27 protein-coding genes, 1 pseudogene and 1 CRISPR repeat array are annotated in these 23,769 nt (G+C 68.0%); of the genes and pseudogenes, 15 read left to right on the top strand and 13 right to left on the bottom strand.

Going from position 1 to position 23,769, the window contains the following annotated elements:
* Window positions 1–357: 357 nt before the first annotated feature.
* Window positions 358–1,242: direct repeats of the CRISPR family, unit length 29 nt; unit sequence CTGCTCCCCGCACGCGCGGGGATGGACCC.
* A gap of 50 nt (window positions 1,243–1,292) precedes the next feature.
* The 8 genes and pseudogenes from OIU81_RS16265 (at window position 1,293) to OIU81_RS16230 (ending at window position 6,807) form a co-directional block, all read left to right on the top strand.
* A complete protein-coding gene (locus OIU81_RS16265; RefSeq protein ID WP_329148481.1) occupies window positions 1,293–1,697 on the top strand; it encodes a hypothetical protein in 405 nt (134 codons plus the stop codon).
* A gap of 283 nt (window positions 1,698–1,980) precedes the next feature.
* Window positions 1,981–2,757: a non-homologous end joining protein Ku gene (gene ku, locus OIU81_RS16260; RefSeq protein WP_329148479.1), complete on the top strand. Its 777-nt coding sequence runs from the start codon at window positions 1,981–1,983 to the stop codon at window positions 2,755–2,757.
* Between the two features lie 279 nt (window positions 2,758–3,036).
* The gene (locus OIU81_RS16255) at window positions 3,037–3,198 is read left to right on the top strand and encodes a hypothetical protein (RefSeq protein WP_329148477.1); all 162 of its coding nucleotides are present in this window, start codon (window positions 3,037–3,039) and stop codon (window positions 3,196–3,198) included.
* A gap of 44 nt (window positions 3,199–3,242) precedes the next feature.
* Window positions 3,243–4,184 (top strand): hypothetical protein, encoded by a 942-nt coding sequence (locus OIU81_RS16250; RefSeq protein WP_329148475.1) that lies wholly within the window; start codon window positions 3,243–3,245, stop codon window positions 4,182–4,184.
* 315 nt (window positions 4,185–4,499) lie between these two features.
* The gene (locus OIU81_RS16245; RefSeq protein ID WP_329148473.1) at window positions 4,500–5,021 is read left to right on the top strand and encodes a hypothetical protein; all 522 of its coding nucleotides are present in this window, start codon (window positions 4,500–4,502) and stop codon (window positions 5,019–5,021) included.
* A 136-nt stretch (window positions 5,022–5,157) separates the two neighbouring features.
* Window positions 5,158–5,268: pseudogene (locus OIU81_RS16240) on the top strand (IS21-like element helper ATPase IstB); the annotation flags it as partial.
* Window positions 5,269–5,371: 103 nt separating this feature from the next.
* Window positions 5,372–6,007 carry a hypothetical protein gene (locus tag OIU81_RS16235; protein ID WP_329148471.1) on the top strand — a complete coding sequence of 212 codons (636 nt, stop codon included), beginning with the start codon at window positions 5,372–5,374 and terminating at the stop codon, window positions 6,005–6,007.
* 389 nt (window positions 6,008–6,396) lie between these two features.
* On the top strand, window positions 6,397–6,807 hold the full coding sequence (locus OIU81_RS16230) for a hypothetical protein (RefSeq protein ID WP_329148469.1): 411 nt from the start codon (window positions 6,397–6,399) through the stop codon (window positions 6,805–6,807).
* A gap of 362 nt (window positions 6,808–7,169) precedes the next feature.
* Here the strand turns inward: OIU81_RS16230 and OIU81_RS16225 are convergent, their stop codons facing one another.
* From OIU81_RS16225 to OIU81_RS16195, 7 genes are all read right to left on the bottom strand, one after another.
* Window positions 7,170–8,492, bottom strand: coding sequence for a VanZ family protein (locus OIU81_RS16225; RefSeq protein WP_329148466.1), 1,323 nt, complete (start codon window positions 8,490–8,492; stop codon window positions 7,170–7,172).
* 828 nt (window positions 8,493–9,320) lie between these two features.
* Window positions 9,321–9,503, bottom strand: coding sequence for a hypothetical protein (locus OIU81_RS16220; RefSeq protein WP_329148464.1), 183 nt, complete (start codon window positions 9,501–9,503; stop codon window positions 9,321–9,323).
* Window positions 9,504–9,527: 24 nt separating this feature from the next.
* A complete protein-coding gene (locus OIU81_RS16215) occupies window positions 9,528–10,559 on the bottom strand; it encodes a protein-L-isoaspartate(D-aspartate) O-methyltransferase (protein WP_329148462.1) in 1,032 nt (343 codons plus the stop codon).
* Window positions 10,560–10,646: 87 nt separating this feature from the next.
* Window positions 10,647–11,069 (bottom strand): lasso peptide biosynthesis B2 protein, encoded by a 423-nt coding sequence (locus OIU81_RS16210; protein ID WP_329148460.1) that lies wholly within the window; start codon window positions 11,067–11,069, stop codon window positions 10,647–10,649.
* The gene (locus OIU81_RS16205; RefSeq protein ID WP_329148458.1) at window positions 11,066–11,362 is read right to left on the bottom strand and encodes a PqqD family peptide modification chaperone; all 297 of its coding nucleotides are present in this window, start codon (window positions 11,360–11,362) and stop codon (window positions 11,066–11,068) included. The genes OIU81_RS16210 and OIU81_RS16205 overlap by 4 nt, the downstream gene beginning before the upstream one ends.
* Window positions 11,346–13,172, bottom strand: a complete 1,827-nt coding sequence (locus tag OIU81_RS16200; protein ID WP_329148456.1) for an albusnodin/ikarugamycin family macrolactam cyclase — start codon at window positions 13,170–13,172, stop codon at window positions 11,346–11,348. Before OIU81_RS16200 ends, OIU81_RS16205 begins: the two co-directional genes overlap by 17 nt.
* Before the next feature lie 151 nt (window positions 13,173–13,323).
* Window positions 13,324–13,449, bottom strand: a complete 126-nt coding sequence (locus OIU81_RS16195) for a lasso RiPP family leader peptide-containing protein (protein ID WP_329148453.1) — start codon at window positions 13,447–13,449, stop codon at window positions 13,324–13,326.
* A gap of 202 nt (window positions 13,450–13,651) precedes the next feature.
* Here OIU81_RS16195 and OIU81_RS16190 point away from each other — a divergent pair, with 202 nt between their 5' ends.
* The 4 genes from OIU81_RS16190 to OIU81_RS16175 all read left to right on the top strand — a co-directional run bounded on the left by OIU81_RS16190 (window position 13,652) and on the right by OIU81_RS16175 (window position 17,696).
* Window positions 13,652–15,019 (top strand): hypothetical protein, encoded by a 1,368-nt coding sequence (locus OIU81_RS16190; protein ID WP_329148451.1) that lies wholly within the window; start codon window positions 13,652–13,654, stop codon window positions 15,017–15,019.
* A gap of 794 nt (window positions 15,020–15,813) precedes the next feature.
* A complete protein-coding gene (locus OIU81_RS16185) occupies window positions 15,814–16,164 on the top strand; it encodes a hypothetical protein (RefSeq protein ID WP_329148450.1) in 351 nt (116 codons plus the stop codon).
* Window positions 16,157–16,636 (top strand): DUF6233 domain-containing protein, encoded by a 480-nt coding sequence (locus OIU81_RS16180; protein ID WP_329148448.1) that lies wholly within the window; start codon window positions 16,157–16,159, stop codon window positions 16,634–16,636. The genes OIU81_RS16185 and OIU81_RS16180 overlap by 8 nt, the downstream gene beginning before the upstream one ends.
* A gap of 145 nt (window positions 16,637–16,781) precedes the next feature.
* Complete coding sequence (locus OIU81_RS16175) at window positions 16,782–17,696, top strand: FkbM family methyltransferase (RefSeq protein WP_329148446.1); 915 nt, start codon at window positions 16,782–16,784, stop codon at window positions 17,694–17,696.
* A gap of 478 nt (window positions 17,697–18,174) precedes the next feature.
* Here OIU81_RS16175 and OIU81_RS16170 read toward each other — a convergent pair whose 3' ends face one another.
* The 4 genes from OIU81_RS16170 to OIU81_RS16155 form a co-directional block, all read right to left on the bottom strand.
* Entirely contained in the window at window positions 18,175–18,573 is a 399-nt protein-coding gene (locus tag OIU81_RS16170) for a hypothetical protein (RefSeq protein ID WP_329148444.1), read from the bottom strand.
* Entirely contained in the window at window positions 18,570–19,307 is a 738-nt protein-coding gene (locus OIU81_RS16165; protein WP_329148442.1) for a GntR family transcriptional regulator, read from the bottom strand. Before OIU81_RS16165 ends, OIU81_RS16170 begins: the two co-directional genes overlap by 4 nt.
* A 6-nt stretch (window positions 19,308–19,313) precedes the next feature.
* A complete protein-coding gene (locus tag OIU81_RS16160; RefSeq protein WP_329148440.1) occupies window positions 19,314–19,535 on the bottom strand; it encodes a hypothetical protein in 222 nt (73 codons plus the stop codon).
* Window positions 19,536–19,788: 253 nt separating this feature from the next.
* Window positions 19,789–20,049: a hypothetical protein gene (locus tag OIU81_RS16155; protein ID WP_329148438.1), complete on the bottom strand. Its 261-nt coding sequence runs from the start codon at window positions 20,047–20,049 to the stop codon at window positions 19,789–19,791.
* Window positions 20,050–20,179: 130 nt separating this feature from the next.
* On the opposite strand from OIU81_RS16155, the gene OIU81_RS16150 reads away from it, so the two are divergent.
* Entirely contained in the window at window positions 20,180–20,938 is a 759-nt protein-coding gene (locus OIU81_RS16150) for a GntR family transcriptional regulator (RefSeq protein WP_329148436.1), read from the top strand.
* On the opposite strand, the gene OIU81_RS16145 is transcribed toward OIU81_RS16150, so the two are convergent.
* Both OIU81_RS16145 and OIU81_RS16140 read right to left on the bottom strand, forming a co-directional pair.
* Window positions 20,925–21,686 carry a glycosyltransferase family 2 protein gene (locus OIU81_RS16145; RefSeq protein WP_329148433.1) on the bottom strand — a complete coding sequence of 254 codons (762 nt, stop codon included), beginning with the start codon at window positions 21,684–21,686 and terminating at the stop codon, window positions 20,925–20,927. The genes OIU81_RS16150 and OIU81_RS16145 overlap by 14 nt on opposite strands.
* A gap of 3 nt (window positions 21,687–21,689) precedes the next feature.
* The gene (locus OIU81_RS16140; RefSeq protein WP_329148431.1) at window positions 21,690–22,478 is read right to left on the bottom strand and encodes a GntR family transcriptional regulator; all 789 of its coding nucleotides are present in this window, start codon (window positions 22,476–22,478) and stop codon (window positions 21,690–21,692) included.
* Window positions 22,479–22,957: 479 nt separating this feature from the next.
* Between OIU81_RS16140 and OIU81_RS16135 the strand changes: the two genes are divergently transcribed.
* Together OIU81_RS16135 and OIU81_RS16130 are read left to right on the top strand one after the other, a co-directional pair.
* Window positions 22,958–23,326 carry a hypothetical protein gene (locus OIU81_RS16135; RefSeq protein WP_329148429.1) on the top strand — a complete coding sequence of 123 codons (369 nt, stop codon included), beginning with the start codon at window positions 22,958–22,960 and terminating at the stop codon, window positions 23,324–23,326.
* Between the two features lie 95 nt (window positions 23,327–23,421).
* Window positions 23,422–23,769, top strand: coding sequence for a hypothetical protein (locus tag OIU81_RS16130; RefSeq protein WP_329148427.1), 348 nt, complete (start codon window positions 23,422–23,424; stop codon window positions 23,767–23,769).

The following is a 23,769-nucleotide window of genomic DNA, read 5'->3' as shown; positions in this document are numbered from 1 at the left end:
CGATGCGCAAAGCAACTGCTCCCCGCACGCGCGGGGATGGTCCCTCGGGCCGGTTTCCTGGGGCCGGTCTCCCATGCTGCTCCCCGCGCCCGCGGGGATGGTCCCGAGCTGCTGAACCACTGGCTCGAACGCGCTAACTGCTCCTCGCGCCCGCGGGGATGTTCCCGTGCCCTTCGGCTGGTACACGCGGTCCGATAACCGATCCCCACGCCCGCGGGGATCGCCCGAGCTCCAGGCTGGCGGTGCGCGGTTAAGAGCGCCCAGCTGAAATGGAACGACGCGAATGTCATGAATGCCGGAGTTGGTGAAAGTGGTTCAAAAACGTGTCGCTCGCGTGTAACGATGCAGGTCACGAAGACTGCTCCCCGCACGCGCGGGGATGGACCCCACTACAAGTCCAGCAAGAACACCGACGTCATCTGCTCCCCGCACGCGCGGGGATGGACCCCAGGCCCTGGGCGCGGTCCGCATCACCGCCGCCTGCTCCTCGCACGCGCGGGGATGGACCCCCCGGAAGCCGTGCACCGATGGCTGTTGATGACTGCTCCCCGCACGCGCGGGGATGGACCCGACAAATGGATCACCCTGGAGAGCGGCGAAAGCTGCTCCCCGCACGCGCGGGGATGGACCCGCGCAGACGAGCGACAAGGCCCTGGCCAAGCACTGCTCCCCGCACGCGCGGGGATGGACCCCACATCGAGCACGTCTCCCACTGGGCCGCCCACTGCTCCCCGCACGCGCGGGGATGGACCCGAGTGGTGGCTCGGCCGCCCGACCTGCCACCGCTGCTCCCCGCACCCGCGGGGATGGCCCCCCCCGGCCAGGTGCCGCAACAAGGGGTGGTGGCCTGCTCCCCGCACGCGCGGGGATGGACCCCGCTTCGGAGTGCTCTTGGGTATCCCTGTGAGTCTGCTCCCCGCACGCGCGGGGATGGACCCCCGCACTCCTCGACCCGAAAATCAAGGGGCACTGCTCCCCGCACGCGCGGGGATGGACCCACGGCGCTGACCAAGGCCGACAACCTGGCCAGCTGCTTCCCGCACGCGCGGGGATGGACCCGATGGATGGGCTGCCGGTCTCGAGGAGGCGGCCTGCCCCCCGCACACGCGGGGATGGACCCTCCTTGGCCGGGCGGTGCAGCTGGTGAATGGCCTGCTCCCCGCACGCGCGGGGATGGTCCCGCGTCGAGCACAACACCGGCGAGGTTACCCGGCTGCTCCCCGCGCCCGCGGGGATGGTCCCGTACGCAACACGGTCCCCATCACTGACCGGGAACGGGATCCGCACGTGCCGTGCTGCCGTCGACGCGCACCTTCGAGGGCGGGGCCGAACGGGTGAGCGCGGTTCCCAGTCGGCGCGATATCGTGGAGCGCCTGATGACCGCTGATTTCCATGATCTGGCAGGAGTGCCCCGCGTGGCTGAGGACCCGATCGCGCAGAGCGAGATCTCCGCTCTCACCCGTCGTTTCGAGCAGGGTCAGGAGACCGCAGACCGTGAGTTCGGGATCGTCAAGTCGGATCTCACCGCGGTGCGGCTCCAGGTGGGGAACCTGGACCAAAAGGTGGGCGGCCTGGACGAGAAGGTGAGCCAGCTCGCCGAAGAGATGCGAGGCTTGAACGCCAAGATCGACCGAAACCAGGCCCAGATCGTCGAGCTACTGACCGCCCTGGTCGGCAAGGATCCGAACGAGAACTGATCATCTTTTCGTGGTCGGTACGGGCGTCACCGCGTACCGGATGACGAGCTGATCCCAACGGATACAGAATGCTGCCCGGACCTCGCAGGTCCGGGCAGCATTTTCGTTGGCCAGACGGTGCGGGCTGGCCGCGGTGGAGGTGTTGGTGCAGCGGGGTGCGAGGCGGCCGGGTGTAGGCGCACCGGGCTGGTGTGCCCGAGTTCGACGGCGGCGGCCACCACACCCCGCCCCGGACGGATGCTGAGGGGCGGCGCCCTGAGTGGTCTGTGCATACCGTCGAGTCATGCGATCGCTCTGGCAGGGAACGGTCTCCTTCGGCCTGGTCGCACTGCCCGTGAACCTGTTCGCGGCAACCGAAGACCACGGCCCTGGCCTCCATCTCGTGCATGCCGCCGACGGCGGTCGCATCCGCCACCGTCGGGTGTGCGAGCTGGACGGCCGTGAAGTCGGGCCGGAGGAGACCGCCCGCGGCTGGGAGGCACCCGATGGCCGCACAGTGGTCATCCAAGACGCCGACCTGGAAGCTCTACCGCTGCCCACAAAGCGAGTGATCGATGTCCTGGGTTTCGTCGACGACGCTGAGGTCGACCCACTGCTGTACGCCCGCCCGTACTGGGTGGGCGCCCACGGCCCCGGAGCCCAGCGACCGTATGCCCTGCTGGTCGAAGCCCTGGCCCGGTCCGGCCGGCTCGCGGTGTGCAAGGTGGCCTTGAGGTCCCGGGAGCGGCTGGCCGTCCTGCGGCCGCGGACCGGGATCCTGGTGCTGCACACGCTGCACTGGCCTGAGGAGATCCGTGACCCCGGCGACCTGTCCAGCCCGGCACCGACTACCGAGCGGGAGCTGGAGATCGCCGAGCTGCTGATGACCGAGATGGCGGGTGTCGACCTCGGCGAGCTGCGCGACGACTATGCCCAGGCGCTGAACCTCCTTGTGGACACCCTCGCCGCCGGCCACAGGGCAGAGCCGCTGCTTGAGCCGCAGCCGCCGGTGGACCTGATGGCCGCGCTGGAGGAATCCGTGCGCGACACCCGGCGCGCCCGCAACGGGAGCCACGGTTAGCAGAATTCCCGCGAAGCGTCTATTCCGCTTTTGTTCGATTTCTTTCAATCCGCGTAATTGGCGCATCTCGCATGCGGCGCAGGGTGGCGAACCCTGGCGAATCCCATGGGCGCAGGAAAGCGGCCGTTATGCGCGGGCACATGCCATAAGAATGTTCATCGGATGGCTGTGGCGTGGTGCCCCATCCGGCTGCCCCGATGCCGGGCAGCTCCCGTTCTGCCTGACACGAGCGCAAAGGAGCGCGGCGCACACCGAAGCCGAAGTGTGCGTTGACCTGCAATGATTCACTTTCTGACACAGGCTTGGCCCGAGTACATCGCCGGTCTCGGCGTCGCAACGACCATCTGGATCGTCACCCAGGCCGCCACGGCGGTGCGGCGCCGGCGCCGACGGCGCCCCGCGTCCGAACTGCCGCAGATCCCTGACCAGAGCAGCGAGTAGCTATTTCTTGTTTCCGTTTTCCAGTTTCCGGAGCAGTAACTTTGATGTCTTCAGAGAAAGTCGTCCGAGAGACGACAAAGAGCGTCATCCGGCAGACGACACCGCCCGAACATCCCGAAGCAGAATCCAATCGCCATTACGCCTGGCAGCACCTGCGAACCCTGCAGCCTCCGCCAGAGGACGAGTGGGCCGGCGAGCTGGCCAGAACCGTCACCACACTCCGCACCAGCGGGCTCCTGAGCGACGTGGCGGCCAAGTACGACCACGTCACCCGGCTCATCGAGCGCCACGCTGCGGACGAGGCCACGGAGACGGACCTGCTCGCCGCGCTCCTGGTGCTTCGGACGCTGCGCGACAAGCTGCAGCTCGATGAGGGACGCATCATCGGCGCGGTGCGCGCCAAGAAGGTCACATGGGCGCGGGTGGCCACCGCGCTGGAGATGCGCACCCGCCAGTCCGCCGAGCGCCGTTACCTGCAACTGCGCACCGACCTCGACGACTCCTACGGCGACTCCCTGAACCAGGCCGATCGCGTGGATTACTACCGGTCCCAGCGCGACCGCCGCGCCGAGGCCCTGTGGGCCGACCGGCACCAGGACGAGATCGTCGCCCTGGCCGCCCGGCTCCTGGCCGTCCCCGATCTGCAGCAGCGCGCCGACCGGTCCGCCAACGCGGCGAGCGCCAACGCTCGGGCTGCCGAACTCGCCGAGAAGGCCGGCACGCCCCTTCCGGCGCCCGTCCGTATGCCCTGGCCTGGCCTGCTCGCAGAGTGCCTGAGGGACCGCACCGACGCGGCTTCGCCGACCCCCGCGGAGCAGAAGCGGATGCACATGCTCTTCGGCCTCATCGGACACGCCGTCGACCCCAGTTATATCGACCTGAGCGACCACGACGACATCGTCCGCGACATCCGTCAGCTCTACCGCGACGCCGGCCCCGCCGCCCCCCGCGTCCGCTACGAGCGCCGGCCGAGCCACAGGAGGTAGGAGCGCAGCGACAGTGGAAGACCTGCCGCGCGGGCCCTGCTGCAGTGCGGTTGCCGGATCTTCCCGAGCGCTGGGCCTTGGTCGACGGTCTGTGCAAGCTGTGCCGGGAGGGGGCTCAGGACCTCCCCGCGGGGGCGCCGGGGATATTCAATCCCCTCGACAGCCCACGAGTTGGCCAAGAGCAGCCCGCCTGAGGGTCAGAAGTGGGCATGGACACCTGTTGTTCACCGCTTGCTTCTACCCGCATAGACCCCGCGCTGGTGACATGGCGTCAAGTGCCTGGGATTCCGCCGGGCCCAACCACGGAGACCCCCCATGCGATCGACACACCGACTCGCCTCCGCGGCCACCGCCATCGCGCTGACCGCCGCAGGACTCATCCTCACCACCGGCAGCGCCCACGCCGCCACCTGCTCCCAGTCCCACCTGCCGCTGCCCGACGCCACCTGCCAGCCCGGTGCCTACAACCCCAACGTCACCCAGTCCACGATCAAATCGACGATCTGCGTGCCAGGCTGGACCAAGACCGTCCGACCGCCGGTCTCCTACACCACCCCGCTGAAAATCAAGCAGATCGGCGAGTACGGCTACTCCGACACCAACACCGCCGACTACGAGGAAGACCACCTCGTCCCCCTCGAACTGGGCGGCGCACCCCGCGACCCGAAGAACCTGTGGCCAGAGCCCCGCTACGGCAAGCAGCCGGCCGCCAGCAAGGACTCCGTGGAGAACAAGCTGAAGGTTGCCGTGTGCAACGGCACCGTCAAACTCGACGCCGCGCGCAGCGCCATTGCCACCGACTGGACCACCGCCCTGGCCAAGGTCGGCATCCGCTGACACCCGCCCCGATCACGCCAGCGCCCACGCGGCCGTGGTCGACGAACGCGAACAGCGGATGGGGGTCGAACATCTTCGTCCAGGTCGTGACGGCGCCCTCCTGTGCGTGATGGCCAAGGCGTTCGCCTGGATGGATCGCTACACGCTCGCCACGAAACTGGTGAACGAGCTCGTTGAGGCCGCCGACGAGAAGCAGCTGAACAAGACCATCGCCCGCTACGGCCGCGTCGAACTTTGGTGTATTGACGGGTGGCCTACAAGGCTCGGGTGAGCAGGCCCCGACGGTGTATCGGCCGTTCGCTTGACTCGGCACCATTGGAGCTCGGTGCCGCAGTCAAGAGAGGGGAATCATGACGAGCGACCAGAAAGCTCTGGCTCAGCGGGGGGATGTCCTGTCGATCTATGCGGAGTTTCTGACGGGCTCACCTACCTGTGTAGACGTCTGGGAGTGGCTGGATCGGGCGAAGGCCGCCGGCGAGCCCCGCTCGACCGAGAGCACCCTCCTCCTGCAGGAGCTCCTGGACCATCTGACCGCCCCCGGCATGGACCCGGATTGGCATGAAGTTGGCACGCACGCTGTCTTCCAGATCCGGGTCTTCGGGGGACCCAACAACACGGGAATCATCACCGCGGCGGCAACCGTTGCAGGGATGACCGTGACCGCCGCGGTTCTACCTTTCCTGCAATCGCTCGCCACACAGGCCGGCCAGCGAGCGTTCGAAGCAGCACGGGCGACCAGCCGCCGCATGATTAGCCGGTATGCAGCCGATGCCCCTGCCATCCACCGGAGGGCGCAGGTGGTCGTCGAAGAGACGGCTGCTGGTCTGCGCTTCATCGTGCCACCGCGTCTCCCCGACACTGCGTTAGCTGCCCTGGCCTCAACCGATCTCGAAGCCCTAGCGGCCCCTGCCGAGGCCAGCGGAACCGTGACCATCTACTGGGACGAGGAAGCGGAGCAGTGGCGACGCCACGTCACCAATGGCTGAGCAGGTGGTGTGGCGGGCCAGCCGGGCACTACTGCCCTGCTGGCCCGCCGTCATCGAAGAGGTGCGCGTCACCTCGGGACAATGGCGCCGGGGGCAGTGTGTACCCGCAGCCGCACGAGCCCTACCGCGAGACCTCGCCCGCTCACCGTGGTGCACCGGATGGAAGCCATCCGCGGCGTCTTCCTCTCCGACCAGGTCACACCCGGGATCCGGGAGTGACCAGCTCCCGCACCGACCAGGCCTCGCCGACGGGCACCACGCCAGACACGGCGCCGTACCGTCGTTACCAGAGAGAGCCGAACCAGGTCGGGGTAATGATGAAGGACCAGCACAGCCAGGCGGGCCGCCTGCGAGTACACACCGGTGCTGAACCTCCTGACGAGGCGGAGATGGGGCAGACCGGGGCGCGGTCAGCTGAGCTGCGATCCGCGCTTGACGGCATCCGCAGCATCCGCAACCTCACCAACCTCGGATCCGACCCGGGTGCGCGCCCCGCCGAGTGGGAGCAGCGCCGGCTGCTGCGCACGGTGAGCCTGCTGCTGGAAGCCGAAGGCCTTCCCCCGTCGGCCGTCGACCGGGCCGGCGAGCCGGTGCGGACCGGATACCGCACCAGCGAAGGCGACCAGGCCGGGCAGGTCCAGGTGCGCTGGGTGGGACCGCGGGGGAGTGGCGCCCGCTACCAGGAACAGGAGCAGCTCCAGCGCTGCCAGGCGGTGCTGCGCAGCTGGGGCTTCGAGACTGTGGAGGTCCGTGGCCCCGGCGGCCGCCGCTACCTGGAGGTCGAGGCCGGGCTTGGTTGAAGGCGGTCCACGAGAACGCCTCCGATGCGCGGCACCGCCTCTAACAGGCCCGTCTCACAGTTCCCGGGGGACGCGGCTGCGTTGATGTCCTTCGACGACACTGCCACGAGCTCGCAGCGGCCGGCGGTGACGAGTCCGTCGGCGTGGGAGTTGGCACGCTCGCGAGCGGCGGTGAAGCCAGGTGGTCGGCGGCGTGGCCCCCCGCGGGGCTTCACCATGCGCCCCCTGGTTTGCTTCCCGCGCCCTCTGCCGTACGCCGGCTCTGACAGGCTGCCGCCGAACGATGCAAAGAAGTCCCCGCACCACTCCGGGGTGCGGGGACTTCTGCTGGCCGGGCTGCGGAGCCGCCCGGAGCTCGTTCGTCAGGCCGGATTTTGGTGCTTTTCCTTCATCTCCACGGCGCCGGAAGATGCATTGATATGGACGAGCACGCTTGATCGCTCGCAGGTGACCATGATGCGCCAAACGGCATGCCAGTTCGAGCCTTTTTGCACAGCCATCAATTCGCCCACTTCGACCTTTTGGCATCCTGGCACAGAACTCTTGGCGAGCTTGAGTGCCTTTTGCTTGTTGATGTGAGTGGGAGGGACCGAGACATCGGATGCTTTGCGCGTCGAGAGTTGAGACACGTGCCCCGTGCGATCGATCTGGACGTCCAGTCGCATAGGCATGAGTACGGCATCTCGATGCCTCCGCCAACTAACGAGCCAGCCCAGGGCGGCCTTGTCGCCGACTGGCGAGATTTCGATTTCACTGTCTCGAATAGCCCACGGGAAATGCGCCTCGGCGTATATGGTAGCAGTCTGCTTCGCCTGCATCGAATTTGTGACCTGCGCTGGCGCTCCGGGTACTGGAAAACCGGACGGCTTCCCACTGTTCGACATGTCCAGGCTGGCCGTGATCTCATTGCGTTCTGGCCAATTTATTTGGACGAACCCCACTGGCAGACTCGCCATGACAGTTCCACTGTCAGAATCTGGGGAGGATGAGAATTGCACGTTGCCAACCGCGTAGTGATTTCCGAATGCCTCGTGGACGGCCTTGGCAACGGCATTGCGCTGATCGCCGGCCGCTGCCCCTACCGCCTCAGTAGCTTTCACAGAATGCGGCTGGATAGAGGTCACCCAGACTGCCCCAAGAATCACAGAGAAGGTCACGCACGTGATTGCTGCCCCCAGGCCACGAATTCGCCAGGGGGGCGCGTCGCTTTTCTGAAATCGCACGATAAGGAACGCTATAAACGCACCCAGCAAGCTACCAGTAGAATTAGATACGAAGTCGCTGGTGTCGCATGCTCTTCCGATGGCGGGCAGCGCGCCTTGCGTGGTCTCGATCACGGCTGAGAGGGCCACTCCGCAGGCGAAGGGGGGAAGGAACCTGCGCGCTACGAGTACGCCCATGAAGCCCACTGGCGCGAACATGAGGCAGTTCAATATGCCCTGCTCGGTACCGAAGGGTTCGAGGAGCTTGAGATTTACAACGCACCTGCCTGACCCTTGGCTGCCGCCCGTGGTCCACAGCGTCAAGAGACTCACACTCAGCATCGAAGTGCACCAGAGCGCCAGTGAAAGCGGGCGATCCGTTCTCTTCTTCGAGGCGAGAAGGACCACCATAAAGAAGACCAGGCAAATAGCGGTGGCGGTAAGGGTGAATGCTGTATGGCCTTTGAAGACGGCTTCAAGCATGGACAGCTCCCCTGGGATGGTTCTGTGAACGTGCGGCGCCCCCCGGCGATTTCCGCAAGGGGGCGCGTTAGGCATCACGGCGCAGTCCCGTGAAACCTTGAGCTGGCCGACTAACCCTCAATGAGAATGGTCCGTACCAGCATGAAAAACGTCAGCACTTCCTGGTGGGAGGGGTCTGATAAGTGGTTCCACCGGAAAGGAGAAGGCCAACGTCAGGGCTGCAAGACGCTGAAGGGGACCAATGCGCCGAGGCGATCAGCGAAGTGCTGCAAGTCTTGGTCCCACTCCAGTGGTTTGAACCACTCCGGAGATAGCCGACCTTGCAGGAAACGGAACCGCCTGCCGTCTTGTCGTATGAGACGTCGATGTAGGTTCCCTTGCTCGTCGAGTTCATGAGCAGAACGCCATTACCGAGCGACGTACACACGTCCCAGTTCGTGATGTACCCGTCGTGCGGGCAGCTGTAGGACGAGGCGGACGCCTTAGCCATTCCCGGCTTTGCCTCTGCGGCACTTGCGCTGGCGGCGGTCATGAAAGGCACAAGAGTAACGACAGACGCAATGGCAGCTGCCACGCGATAGCGCGAGTTCACAATTCCCCCCGATTCTTTACACCGTCTTTACGGCGGGCATGATTCTAACACGTGTTCGATCTTGCTGTGGGAGTAATTTCGGCCATCACGTGTCTCGTTGTGACTGAGTTCTTCAGACGGCCCGGATGCCGGCCAGGTCGCCCTGCTTGCCTCCCCTTCGATCAGCCCTGTGACGCGACCGGGGGCCGACCGTCATGCGGCCGGCACCCGGGGTGCTCCGTGAGGTCCTGGGCTTGTCAGCCCTCGAAGTAGTTGGACTTGTCCGAGTCGTTGAACACCTGGCGGCCCAGGGTGATGGGGGCACCTGGTGGGTGCTGACCTGCGGCGCGAAGCCGCCGGTGCTCGGCGCCGTGTGGTGGCGGTGGTCTGCGCGGCCATGGCCGGTCTCCCTTGTCATCGGTGATTTCGATGCGCGGCACCGCCTGCCTCCTCGGTGATCGGTCTTAGGGGGACAGGCGCAGGTGCCAGCCAGCCGGGCCCTGGCCGTCGCCTGCGGGGACGAGGGCTGGGGTATAGGTCTCAGGGGCCGGGCGGCCGGCCTTGTCCCAGGCTGTGAGCCAGTCCCGCAGGGCGAAAAGCGAGGGGGAGTTCGAGCTGTCGGCGAGGATCACGCCGTCCTGCTGGATCACTGCGGCGCTCTCGTTTGTGGAGTGGCCGATGGCCCACAGGTCCGGTCGGAGCCCGGCCATCGTGAGCTGTGGGTTGCCCAGGGCGGCGGCGAAGGTGCGCCAGCTGGGCCAGTCGACGTCAACGTCTCCGCCCTCGTACGGCTCGGTGTGCTCGGCGTTCAGGAGCCTGTCCAGGGCGGTGCGGGCACCGGTGTGCAGCCGGTCGTCCTGTGCGCGCCAGGCGAGGGAGATCCAGGAGGGGCCGGGGACGCGGTGCTCCCAGTCCACCCACCGGCCGGGAAGGTCGAGGTCGCCCTTGGGGGAGGCGGTCGCCTCGATATACCCCCCGGTGAACACCGCCTCCACCACGGGCTCGCCGTCGCGGACGCGGACCTTGGCGACCACCGTCATGTTGGGCACGTCGGCGATCGGCAGCGGCGCGACGATCAGTCCGTCGTCGGCGACCTGGTCCGTCCATGCTTTCGGCAGCAGCGGTGGGGTGCACCAGGCCACCACCCGGTCGTACGGGGCTCGCTCAAGGAAGCCGGCTGTGCCGTCGGCAGTGTGGCACCGGATGTTCTCCAGGCCCCGTTCGTGGTGGATGACGTTGGCCCAGCGGGTCAGGTAGTGGTCGATGTCGAGGCTGGTCACTTCACCTTCGGGGCCGACGAGTTGGGAGATGAGCCCGCCGGAGTAGCCGGAGCCTGTGCCGTACTCGGCGACGCGCATGTGCTGTCGGAGGTCGAGGGTCGTGAGTTCGCGGTGGATGACGACGGGGTTGGAGCGGTGCGGGGTGGGCCCGCGGCCCTCGTGGTGGGTGTAGTGGCGCTCGGGGACTTGCTCGGCGGCCAAGGCGACGGTGTTCACGGTTCGGCTCCTTACTGGGTTGGGTACGCGTATGCGACAACTGGCCCGGACGGGTGAAGGACACGGCGCCGGAGGGCGGGGCTGGGGTCAGACCGTCAGGGCGGTGTGGTGGTGCCAGCCGGCCTCGGTGTACTCGCCCACCGGGCCGTCTTCGGGCAGTTCGGCCCAGGCGTGGTATTCCACCGGCGGCGGGGCGAACCGCACTCCCACGCACCAGTGCAGGCGGCGCCCGAGAAGGGCGGCGGCCAGGACCGCGCCGAGCGAGGTCTCCATGCAGGCAGCGCGTCCCGGCCACAGCCGGCTGGTGTGCCGCGCCGCTTCGACCAGAGCCTCCGCCTGCGCTGCGGTCAGCGGGCGGCGTCCTGCCCGCCGGGCCCAGCGCACGGTGCGGAGGGTGTGGCGGAAGGGCAGCCGCAGCAGCACCAGGGCCAGTGCGAGGCCGGCCGCTGCAGCGCAGCGTTCGAGGAAGGTGCCGATGCGGATGGTGGAGTACGCCTCCATGCTCGTCATCGCCACCACCTGCACCAGTGGCGACCGCGGCGCGGAGATTCCGTGGCGGCGAGGCCCTGCGCGGTGAGCGCGGCGGCGACAGTACGGACGTCTGCGGCGGCCTGCTCGAAGCCGATGCCGTAGCGGGTGGCGTACTGCCGGGCGGCCTCTGCTTCGGTGGCGCCCGCCAGCAGGAGCATCACGGCGGCGGACGCGGTCGGGGTCAGGTGCGTCCAGCGTCCGGTGCGCTCGTCCAGGAGGGCGCCGCCCTCGTCGGTGAGGACCGGATGGGTGCTCTCACGCAGTCGCCACATGGGAGTTCACCTCCCACCAGGCCGGGGCGGTCTCCAGCTGCCGCAGCCACACTTCGGCGGCGACAGCGAGGTGCAGGGCGCCCTGGGCGGTGGGCTGTCCGAGCGCGGCCCGCTGGAGCATCGAGGTCACCGGCGTCTCGGTGACCAGGCCGGCTGCGGCCAGCCGCGAGGAGGGGCCGAGCAAATCCCGTAACACGGAGGCGTGTTCGCGCAGGCCGGCGTAGGCGAGGGCGTTGAAGCCGCCCTTCGTCACCCGCGACAGAACGAAGGGCGGCAGCACGCCGGCCTGGGCGAACGCTTCACCCAGCAGCGGTTTGTAGCGGCCCGGGGCGCCGCGCTGATCGGCAGGCACGGCCAGGCAGGCCCGGATGACCTCGTTGTCCAGGAACGGGGCGGCGACCTCGATGCCGCGCCCGGCGAACGCGATGTCACGCCATCCGGTGGTGTCCGACCCGACCCGCGCGAGGTCCTGGCGGTCCGCCCATGCCGCCAGCCGGGCGGGTCCGTCGGTCAGTTCGGCGGCGACATCGAGGGCGCTCGCGAGGCGGTCGCGGACATCGGGGCTCATCCAGTCGGCGGTTGCCAGCAGCGGCGTCCAGGCCACCGGCCGCTCTGCCTGCGGCACCCACGGGCGCGAAGGACGCCGAAGTTCGGCAGCTGTCTGCCGCCAGGCCCCGGCCAGGCCCGTACGGGCTGCCGGGCGGGCCCGCCGCAGCAGGGCCAGGGCGGAGGTGTGCCGCAGCCGGGCGTGGGCCTGCGCGTGTTGCCAGGCGCGGCGGTGCTGCCGCTCGCGCAGCAGGTCGGCCAGATACGCCGAAGGCGCGGACAGTACCGCGTCCCCGGCCGCCCCGGTCAGATGCACGCCCGCGGGCTGACGTGCGGCGACGGTGTCCAGGACGGTGCGCTTGATGGCGGCCGTCACCACGTACGCGTTCGGGACGTCGGTGACCGGCAGCGCCGAGAGGTCCTCAAGGCCGGCGTAGTAGACGGTGTCCGGGCTCCCGGGCACCGTACGGTGGGCGAGGCCCGGCACCGCGGCCGCGGTGCGGACCGCGTAGGCCAGGTCGTCGTCCCGCAGGCGTGCGTCGGCGAACGTCACCGCGGTCACTGGCCCGCGCTGGGCGGCCAGGCAGGCCAGAGCGGTGGAGTCCAGCCCCGCCAGATCCGCGCTGACCGGCCGGCCGTCACACCGTGTGCCGACGGCCTCGGTGAGTGCGGCCCGCACCGTCGGCGCGGCATCGCGCAGATCCACCAGCTCGTACTCGGCCGGCTCGTACCGAACGGCGCACGCGCCTTCCGGGGTGATCAGCAGCAGGTGCCCGGTCGGCACCCGGCTCACCGACCGGAACAGGCTCCACTGCCCCAGGACATCCGGCTGGGCCAGGGCCAGGTGGGCTGCCAGCGCAGTGGGATCGGGCGGAGCCCCGTCCAGCGCCGCTAAAGCTGCGGCGGAGGTCGACCACCATGTCCCGGCGCCGTCGGTCCGCCAGTACACCGGGTGCTGACCGGCCAGGTCACCGATCACCGCCAGCACCTCGCCGCTGCGGGCGATCGTCAGGTAGGAGCCGGGCCAGCGGGTCAGCGCTCGCCATTCTTTCGCCCGCGCCACCGGCAGGGCACGCTCCAACTGGTCTTTGTCGGCTCCGCATTCGCCGATCACCGCGAGCGCGACGGGGCCTTGGCCCACGGCGCGGACCCGTGCCCCCGGCCACCCGACCGCCCATGCTCCGTCCAGACCCGGCACCGCCCGGCCCCCGGCTGGCAGCCGGTCGTGCCCGGTGCCGCCGTACCATCCCGCGCTCCACCTCATCGGGCCTCTCCCATCTACGCGTTCGTCGAAAGGCGGAGGCGCCGGGCCGCCCCTTCCCGTGCCCCAGCACAGGAACGGACAGGCCCGGCGCCTCCTGGTGCCGGGGCCGGCCGTGGCGCTCATTGCCTGCCGGCCCCGGCAGTCCGCGGACTCAGGCGTTCTTGTACTGGGTGTCGTCGGCGGTGTCGAAGGTGTTGGTGCCCAGCGTCACCTCGACGACGTCGCCGGCGTCCAGGACGACCGGCGTGCTGTAGACGGGGGTGGTGTTCTGCTCCATGATCGAAACCTCCAGGTTTTGTGTCCCCCGCGCCCTCCAGTGGGCGCGAGGCAGACGGCCGTACCGGGCGGAACGGCAGGGCCGGGGAAACCGCTTTGGCCCCCGCCGCTCGGCCTGATGAACAGTCAACCCATGGCACGGGTAGGGCGGTACGGTGGCGGGCAGGGCAAGCGGTATATCGGGTATACGGGCAGGTGCTCCCATGGCCACGCGCACGCCAAACCAGCAGCTCAAAGGGCTCGTCGCCGAGTCCGGCTTGACCTATGCAGCCGTGGCCAAGGCGGTGCGCGCGGTGGCCGCCGAATGCGGCACGTCTTTACGGACCAACAAGTCGACCGTCGAGCACTGGATCGCCGGCGTTACCCCCCAGGGCGACACCGGCCGTTACCTCGCCGTCGCGTTGTCCAGGCGCCTCGGCCGCCTGCTCACCCCGGCCGACCTCGGATTAGCTGAGCCTGAGGAGGATGACAGCATCGGGCTGGCCCTCGGGGCCGACCCGATCGACGCCCTGCTGCCGATGTGGAGGTTCGAGTTGGACCGGCGCCGTTTCCTCACATCCTCCGCGTACTCGGTGGCCGCCGCTGCTCTGCCCCTGACCTACGTGCAGGAGATCGCCGACCGCACCGCTGCGGCCCGCTCCGGTCAGGCCGTCGGCATGGCCGAAGTCGCCGCCGTGCGCGACATGGTGCGCGTCTTCTCCGAGATGGACGAACGCCACGGCGGTCAACACGGCCGCAGCGCGCTCGTGCAGTACCTGCGCGACGACGTCGCCCCCCTGTGCCGGGGGCGCTTCCGCACAGGGGAAATCCGCCAGCACATGCTCTCCGCCGCCTCCCGCGGCGTGCACCTGCTGGGCTGGAAGTCCTACGACGCAGGCCAGCAAGGACTCGCGCAGCGCTATTACCTTCAGTCCTACGCACTCGCCGTCGAATCCGACGTCACCGGGCACGACGGGTTCGTGATGCGCACGATGGCCATGCAAGGGCTCAAGCTGCACCGGCCCGAACACTGCCTCGGCCTGGCCGAGACAGGACTCAATCGCGCCAAGGGCAAAGTCGATACCCAGACGGAATCCCTCTTCCGTGTCGTCCACGCCCACACCCTGGCCAAGGCCGGACAGCGCACGACCGCCCTCGCCGAAGCCGAGCGCGCGAGCGCCCTGCTGACCGCCGGCCCCGGCGACGCAGTGCCGTTCTGGGCCCTGGCCTGGGGACCTCCGGCCGCCTCGGTGTACTCGCGCAACGCCAAGGTCTACGAAACGCTCGGCGATCACCGGACCGCCGCCGAGCAGTACGGCCACGCCGCCGCCGCCCGCCCCGCCGGTACCTACGCGAGGATCGTCGCCCTGGACCTGGTCGCCGGCGCCGAAATGCAGCTCAAGCGCGGCCAGATCGAGCAAGCGTGCGCCACCTGGAACCGGGCCCTGGACCACATGGACGGCGTACGGTCCGTTCGCACCCGTAAGGCCGTCACCCGCATGCGCGGCGACCTCGCCCGCTTCCGCACCCGCGGCGTACGCTGCACAGCCGAACTAGACGAACGCGCCATCGACTTCCTCGCCAGCGCCTGACGTGAGCTACCCAGTCCCGCCGATCGAGCCCGATGGCGGACAACCACATCGACAGCATGGTGCTCGCCCTGCGCCCCGGCGTGCTCCTGGCCCGGCACGACGGCATCCGGGACCTGATGCCCGAACCGCTGCGCTCGTGGCGCTACATCGTGCCGCCGGAGCCGGACGCGGGCGCGTTCCCGGTCCACGACGACTACGAGGACCTGGTCCTCACCAGCCCCTGCATCGACCTCAACGTGCTCTCTGCGACGAACGCACGAGGAGTGCACCGGCCTGGCCAAGCTCCTGGAGACCGAGGGCCTCGACGTGGCGCCCGTACGCCACCGGCACAGGGGGTTGTTCGGGGGTGGGTTCCACTGCTTCACCCACACACCGCGCCGGCGGCTTCGAGGACTACCTGTCGTGACCCGCCCGGGCGTGCTGCTGCTGGAACAGGCCGTCACCTGATGGTGACGGCCTCCAGCATTCATCCCAGGGCCATCGACGCCGTCCCACTGGAATGGCAGGCGTTTTGCACGCCGTCAGCAGCTGGCGGTGGAGCGGTGTGCGATCTGGGCGCGGTAAGGGGCCGGGCTGGTCAGACGGCAGTGAGGTGCCCTCGACCAGCGTGCCTCGGCCATCGTGCCGGGCAGGTTCAACAGCCAGCTGGCTCTGCTCGGCGGTCTCGATCGTCATCCACGAGTCCGGGCCGTCCTCGACTCGCCCGCTCTTCCCTATCAGCCACGCCCTGCCGGAGCGGATCGCCGCCCAGCAGCCGGGGCTGCGCAGTGGGGCGGCTGTAGGATCGAGCCGCAATGGCAAAGATGTTCGATTTTCCGCGTGACCTGGTGGACGCCCAGCTGGAGCTGCGCAGCGTGCAGTCGGAGCTGTCCGCCCTGTACAAGCGCTTGCCGTGGTCGGTGGTGCCTCTGCCGAGGTGGACGCATACCAGGGAGGGCGGCCGCTACTGCGAGTCCAAGCGCCCGGACTCCTCAGGCTGGACCGACGAGGAAAAGCAGCAGGTCAGCGACTTGCGTGCTCGTCAGATGCAGCTCGTCACCCATATCTTCGTCCACGGCTTCTGGGCCTCGTGCCCGGACCCGGTCACCGCGCGCTCCGCACTCAAGCACGTCTCGGAACCGGCACCGTCGAACCGAGATGAATGACAAGGGCGACTTCACGCCCGACGTCTCGCGCCCCCAGGCAGACGTCACGCTCCCGAATGGCCAGCACCTGCAGGCGGCGGTGGTCCGCCGGCGCCGGGACCGCTCGGGCGTGTGGTGGTACGACCTGGAAATCGAGCTGCCCGACCGAGTCGACCGCCGCCACGGGCCGGCCCTGACATCGCGCACGGTCACCTTCTGCGCCCCGTACCCCGTCGTCCAGCGGATTGAGGGGGAGGACTACAGCAGCCTCGATCTCCCGCCGCCCGAGGAGCGCAAGCGCTGGCGCCTGTCCCCGCCGCCCCCCGGCGATTCCTGGGCTGACGCCTGCCTCCACCGCCCCGACTGCGCGCAGGCGCAGTCGTCGGGTGGCATGGTGACCGACCAGGAGGCGCTGGAGGCACTCGCCGGGCCGGACGTCACCGTGTCGTGTCTGGTGTGTCGCCCCGACACCGTCCTGCAGCACGGTCGCTGATAGGACGGGCCCCCGTATCAGGGTGCGAGGCAGCTCCTGGCGTACCGCGGTGGCGCGGTTCCCGGGACGCTGATCTCTTCGCTGCTGCGCAGCGGGGGTGAGGGATAGCGTGTCCGTGGACTCTACGGAAGGCGGGCGCGTGATCATGTCTCCCTCGGATGTGCTGACCACCCTAGGGGCCCGCTATGTGCGTAATGCGCCGCTGTCGCTGGCGAAGGCCCAGATGGCAGAGCACTGGCTCAACCCGCGCCTTCGAGAACACCCTCGGCGCCGGGTCGTCCGGTCTGCGGCTGGGGACGCCTTCGCCGTCGACACCAAGGACCTGATTCAGCGGTACCTCTACCTCTTCGGGGTGTGGGAGCCGCACATGTCCCACTGGCTGGAGACCCGACTGGAGCCGGGCGACGTCTTTGTGGACGTCGGGGCCAACATCGGCGTCTTTTCCGTGCTCGGCTCCCGCCTCGTCGGCAGCACCGGCAGCGTGGTGGCGATCGAAGCGTCCCCCACCTTCCACCGCCGGGTGCTTCAGCATGCAGAGCTCAACCACTGCGAGAACATCCGCGCGGCCAATGTGGCGGTCTCCGACGAGCGCAAGACACTGACCTTCGTGCTGGCCAGCTCGAACAACATGGGTGCCAACTCGATCGTCCCGTACGACGGGTCGGCAGAGTCCAGCTTCGAGATGGAGGCGTTCTCCATAGCCGACGTTCTGACGCCGGACGAGGTCGCCAGGGCCCGTGTGATCAAGATTGACGTCGAGGGTGCAGAGGGGAGCGTCGTCCGCGGCCTGGAGCCGCTACTCGGCGAGCTTCGGACGGATGTCGAGATCGCCCTGGAGATCACCCCGGACCGGATGGAACTGCTCGGCGACTCGGCCGAGGAGCTGCTGGAGACCATGCGCAAGCACGGCTTCCACATGTACCGACTCCCCACCGACTACTCGCCTGTCAGCTACCCCCGCGCGATCCGCCACCCCGTGCCTCCCATTCGTTGGCGAGATCGGATCCTGGGGGAGACGGAGCTGATCTTCTCGCGAGTCGATGCCGAGATGCTGCGCTGACCTGCCTGACCTGGTTCTCTGGGATCCGGCCAACCGCGAGCCACGATCCGGCAGGATCGGGCTGCAGATCGGAATGAGCTGACGACAGGAGGAGCCAGAGCCAGGGGCGAATCGCCGGAGCGAAACCCCAGCCCCGCCGCTGCCGCACGTCAGCTGACGCGAAGTGGCCCGGTCCCTGACGGATCAGGAACCGGGCCACAGGGCAGCATCAAGCTGTCCGAGGTCGCCGTTCTCAGCAGGGCAGTTACCGCGTCAGCCGATCACCAACGCAACGGGTAGAGTTGCCCACCCGCGCACTCCGGGCACCGAACGCGCCGGGTGTGCCGGCATGGGTAGCAGCCGTCGAAGCCGAAGCACTCGGGGCACCAGACTTCCCGGTGGCCGGCGCAGAGGCCGCAGATTTCCGAGTGGCCGGCGCGGAGGGCGGCCTGCCGGGTGGCCCCTCCACCGACTCGGTTCAGACTCGTCGGCGTGGCCATCAGAACGACTCCGGGGGGAGCTTCGGGCCTTCTTCTTCGGGATCCTGGCCCTCCTCCTTATCCCGCAGAATGGGAAGCCGCCCCCCACGGCTTTCTGCGACGAGCAGCACGTCGACAAGAGCCTCACGCATCCGCCTCAGGGCGAACCGCAGCGATTGTGCGTCGGCGTGCGGATCCTCCAATACCGCCATTGCGGCGTCCAGGACTTGCTCGGCTGCGTCGGTCTGAACCTTCTCGATATTGTCCGCCAGTCGCGCCACGTTGCTGTTGGCGTCGTCAGTGCTGAGGTAGCAGCGATTGCCACTGGGGCTGTGCCACGTCAGCAGCCGCAGACTGTCCGTGGTCGCAGCAGCCTTTGGCCACGCCTGTGGGCCGTTCTCGTCCTCGTGACTGGTCACGCTGCCTCCAACTTGGGCGCCGGTGCCCGATCGTCGAAGTGCACCTCGGCGTTGAACCCCGGAAGGACGATGCGAGCGAGCTCGACGACGCGGGCCTCGGCATCGAGGGAGACCCGCTCGATCTCCATGACCGGTGCACCGGATCCGATGGCCAGGGTCCTCGTCTCTTCCGGGCTCGGGAGACGAGAGGCCACACGCGTTCGCGTCTCGGCGATATGAACGCCTACCTGCGCGAGTGCCTCCCGTACGTCCTCGCCGGTCGGGGTAGCGTCGTGTACGGAGATATCGATCGTGCCGACCGAGTGGGGCACGTAGATCAACGTCAGGCTGCAGGGGTCAGTTCGGTAGTGCCCCTGGTAGCGGTACTCGGCCAGGGCACTGCCGACTGGCAGCCCGAGAAGCGCGGCCTGGTCGTCACTGGCGTTCACGTTCCGCTGGCTGACACTGACCTGCAGCGCGGCATTCGTGTCGGCGATGCGGTCCGCCGTGCGGCTTCCGGCGCTGTAGGCGATGAGCCCCGACTGATGCCGGACGAAGTTCCCACGTCCGTGAAGACGGATCAGCAGCCCCTCGTTCTCGATCTGGGCCAGAGCGATCCGGACCGTGGGCCGGCTGGCCCGGTACTGCTCCATCAATGCGGTCTCCGGAGGGATCGGAGTACCAGGGGCGTAGGTGCCGCGCTTGATGCTGCGGCGCAGGTCATTCGCGATGTGCACGTGACGGTTCTGGGCCATCGGCAGTCACCACCTTCTGGCTGCCCGGACCACGGTCAGCCGAGTCTTGGAGTGCATGTTCAGGACCTCGCCCGTGGTGAAGCGCAATGCCTTGTCCTGGGCGTGCAACTCGATGAGGTTCAGGACCTGGAACGCCTGGCCGCCGATGTGCAGGACGTCGCCGGGGCGGATCGTGCCGGACGTGACTTCGGTCGTCTGGCCGACGACTCCGGCCTTGGGGGGCGTCATGCCGTCTCCCCCCTCGCCGTTCCGCCGACCTGAGAGGGAACAGGGCGCAGGTGGCACGCGCCGGGCGGGTGGGACAGTGCGGTCGATTCATCGCAGGTCTCGTGCTGACCGATCCGGCAGGCTGCCGAGTGATACACGTGAACGCGGCGCTGAACAGCGGTCACCGTTCACCCCCATCCGTTGCGCCGAGTTGTCTGTATCCCTTGCCGTCTGGTCAGTGGTGCAACACGGCAGATAGCGTTGAACACGCTGATTAGCTCCCTAAAGCTGAAGGCCATGCCCCCGGACACTCGTGTGTCGCGGGGGTCTTTCTGATGGAGGCGTGGGCGGTGAGGCCGTTCTTTTTGCTGACGAGCCCCCACCTGCCGCCCCAGCCGGCGACCATCCCCAGAAGCTCGTAGAGCTGATTCCAGTCCTCGGCCGGCAGTGGCCTTCTGACCTCCATCTCCACGACGACGTACTCGCCGTGGTCGTACCGATGTGGGCTGAATCCGGCGGCGCTGAGGCTCGCCATCAGTTCGTCTGCTCGTGCATCTGCAGTGCACAAGGGCGTTCCTCCGGTGCCGCTGGATCCCACTAACTTACCTAGACGTCCAGCCTATAGCTAGACGTCTAGATTAGAGGTAGTGGTCTAGATTTTCCATATGCGAGAGCAGGCGTCTTACCTTCGGATCGCCGACGACCTCCGTCGGCGCATTGCCGATCAAGAGTGGGCTTCGGGCGAGCAGCTGCCGTCGCGAGCGGCGCTCGCTCGGGAATTCGGCGTCAGCGGCGCGATCATCCGGCGGGCTCAGGAAGCCCTCATCACGGATGGAGTGCTGGAGGGCCGTGCAGGCTCAGGAACGTACGTAGCCGCGCAACGGAAGCGCTGCCGCATGGCCCGCTTCCAGACGACATATCAGGCGGGAGCGGGCTACAGGGGACCTGACCTGGGAGTGCTTGGCGAGGGGGAAACCTGGGAAGGGCGCAGCGATGTCATGACGCCAGCTCCGGCGGAGATCGCTGCGCGCCTCGGCGTCGACGAGGGCGCCTACTGCGTCCGGACGGCCTATGAGCACCTGGTTGACGACAAGCCCGTGTACCTGACGACGAGTTGGGAGCCGTACGACGTCACGAAGGGCTCACTCGTGGTACTGCCTGACGGCGGCCCGCTGGCCGGCGCCGGTGTGGTGCGGCGCATGGCCGAACTCGGCATCTCGGTCACACGCACACAGGAGCGCTCCGAGCCAGGAACGACGAACGCCGAGGAGGCGCACCTCCTCGGCGTTCAGCGCGGCACGCCCTGCACTCGCATCGAGCGGTCCTTCTACAGCGATGACGGGCGGGCCGTTGAGACAGCGGACATCGTCGTCCCGTCCGTGCTCTGTGAGATCGTGTACGAGCTTCCTGTCAATCGGAGCTGACCGGGTATCGCCACTGGAAGTAGTCGAGGGCGCGGGCTCGCGCTTCCACGACGGCCATGCGGGCATCACGCTCGCTGGCATCCACGTGCGCGTCCTGGCCGGTCGCCTGCCCCTCCCACTTGCGGTAGAGAAGCCCGACCTCGGAGGAGAACCAGCCGCGGGCAACAGAGTTGAGGGCCAGGAGGAGGCCCGTGTCCTCGGAGGCCGGAAGGGCCATCCATCCGCCGAGCGCCAGGAGTAGATCCCGCCGGACGAACAGGGTCGCAGGGTGTACCGAGGCTCGGTAGCTGTGCTCGGCCCAGTAGTCGATGACAGTCTGACGCTCGATGGGTCCGGGCTCGGGGTCTCCGGGGAACCCCACGGTTGAACCGTCCGGCATCAGATCCAGTACGCGGGACGTCGCCCACCCGATGGTGGGGTCCGCTTCGAGCGCCGCCAGGTCCCGCGCGAGCGCGCCCGGGGGGAGTTGGTCATCGGCGTCCAGGACCTTCACATACTCGCCATCGGCGTTGGCGAGCGCCATCATGCGTGCGACGCCGGGCCCGCCATGGCGTCCCTGACGGAAGGTGATCCGCTCGTCGTCAGGCACGTGCGGGCGGACCTGTTCTGTCTGGCCGTCTTCCTGGATCAGCCAGTGCCAATCCCACCCCTCAGGTAGCTCCTGGTCACACAGAGACTTGTATGCATCGGGGAGAAAGTGCGCCGAGGGGGCGTGAACGGCCGTGACGATAATGATGCGCCGGCTCACGGCTCACCACCTTTCCAAGTGAGTCGTGAAGAGCATTTCTGTGCGGTCCCCGGGAAACGTGACGTCCGACAACTCGACGACGCGGTCTTTGGTGTCGTACTGCGTCTTGCGGAGCACAAGCACCGCGGTGCCCGGCGGCAGGCCGAGCTCCTCGGCTTCCTCGGAGGTAGGGGGGCGGGCGGTGATGCGCTCCTCGATGCGGTCGATCTCGATGCCCACGGTGTGGAGCTGGTTCATCGTGCCGCCCGGCCACGGCTCCTTCGTCTCGTCCAGGAGATCCGGGTTGGACTCGACGAGGCTTCGAATCAAGTACGAGGTCACCAGGCTGAAGGGCTCGCGTTCGGCGCTGTACCGAGTCCGGTAGGTGCGCTCCACGAGCGGTGTGCCCTCGGCGACACCCATCGCCTTACTGACTTCCTTGGCGGCCTTGATGTCGCGGTAGGTGGCGTGGAAGACGAGGTCGTTGATTTCCAAGCCCGTGTCGTGCTCAGTCGCGCCTGTTTCGAGGCGTTGCTCCTCGGGAGCGAGGGCACGTTCCTTCTCCCACTGGTGTCGCGCGTTGTCGCGGAGGACGGGGGTGCGTGGCCGGCGCACGAACGTGCCGATGCCGTGGCGCTTCTCAATAAGCCCCTCGGCCTGGAGCACGCGCAGGGCCTGTTGGACCGTTGGCCCGCTCCGGCCGCTGCTCTTGACGAGGTCGGCCTCGGAGGGCAGGCGATCGCCAGGGCCGTACTGGCCTGCGCGAATCTGCTCGCGAAGGTTGTCCGCAATCTTCTCGTAGGCCTTCGCCATCCGAACTCACCGTCCTGTCGTTCTCTGCCACTCAGCATACGGCTCCTAAAGAGGTCTTGACGAGTGGTGGTGTCGTACCCCATAGTCATGGGAACTCCTAAAGAGGTCTTGAGATCAAGACCTCTTTAGGAGAGGAGTGCCCGAAGGAAAGCCCGAGGGGGTGAGTACGGAGGAAGCACCTGTGGATTCAGAACTCAACAGCGTGACAACTCGACGGGGCGAGACTCCCTGTCCCCGTGACGGCCGGGTGAGGACCGTCCGGCGGCCACTTCCTGCGCGTCAGCTCTGGAGAACGGTCCCGGGGATCACCCTCCATTCCTGGAGGTCAGTCCCGGGGGCGCCACCTGATTCGCGCCGCCCTGCTTGCGTCAGAGCAGTGACGATGACGCGCCCGAACCTCCGGCTCGGGGCCGCGTCTGCCGTGCCAACGGCAGACGCGGCGAAGCCCGGATTCCCCTACTTCCCATGAGGAGACCTTGATGTACCTCGCTGTTGGGGACGTCGTTCGGGACCGCAGAGACCTGGCCCTCGGGATAGTTGCCCGCGTCTACAACGTGGACCGTCGCATCGTCCTGACGGTGCCGGGCAGCGTCCCGCGCGCCGTCTTCTCCGAGGACCTGGACGTTGTCAGCCGCTACACGCCACCGACGACGAACCGCCTCCGCTTGATGGGCACATTCTTCTTCCTTCTGGCGCTGCTCGCCGCGTACGTCGCGGCCCACTCCGTCCACGCGCTGGGCGGAAACGGCCTGTTGATGGTGCTGGCAGCCCTCGGCGGCTACGAGCTCTTCGAGATCGGCTTCCGCTGGTACCAGAGGCTGACCGGTCCCCGACGCTTTCGCGTCTGATCCCACCAAGCACTTCAGCCGGCCGCGGCGGCCGACGGGTCAAATCAGCCCGCCGCGCTGGCTCCCCCATCCCGACCAGGAGCCAGGAGAGATACATGCGTATTTATATCGGCCACCAGGAGGCCGCGACCGCTGCCGAGTTCGTCGAGCTGGCCGGTGGCATTGCCGCCGACCTTCCCGACGAACTGCAGGACCTGCTCTTCAGTGAGGACAGCACGGACGACTTCCGGAATCTGTTCCTGGGCTGGCCCGGCGAGTCCGACGAGGACCGCAAGGCCCGCGAACTCGCCGCCAAGGACGTCCTCGGCGAGCTCCTGGAGGCCGGCCGAGGCGACGAGATTGAGCGGGTGAACGCCGCGTACGCGGCTCAGCTCGTCTGCGTCGCGAACCTTCGGAACCAGACCAAGAGCGCGCGCCTGAGCAGGATGCGGAAGGCGGCCTGA

Origin of the sequence: Streptomyces sp. NBC_01454, from assembly GCF_036227565.1 — a bacterium.
Lineage (GTDB): Bacteria > Actinomycetota > Actinomycetes > Streptomycetales > Streptomycetaceae > Streptomyces.
The sequence above is the reverse complement of the archived record's forward strand: the minus strand, read 5'-3'. Positions and strand labels throughout refer to the sequence as shown.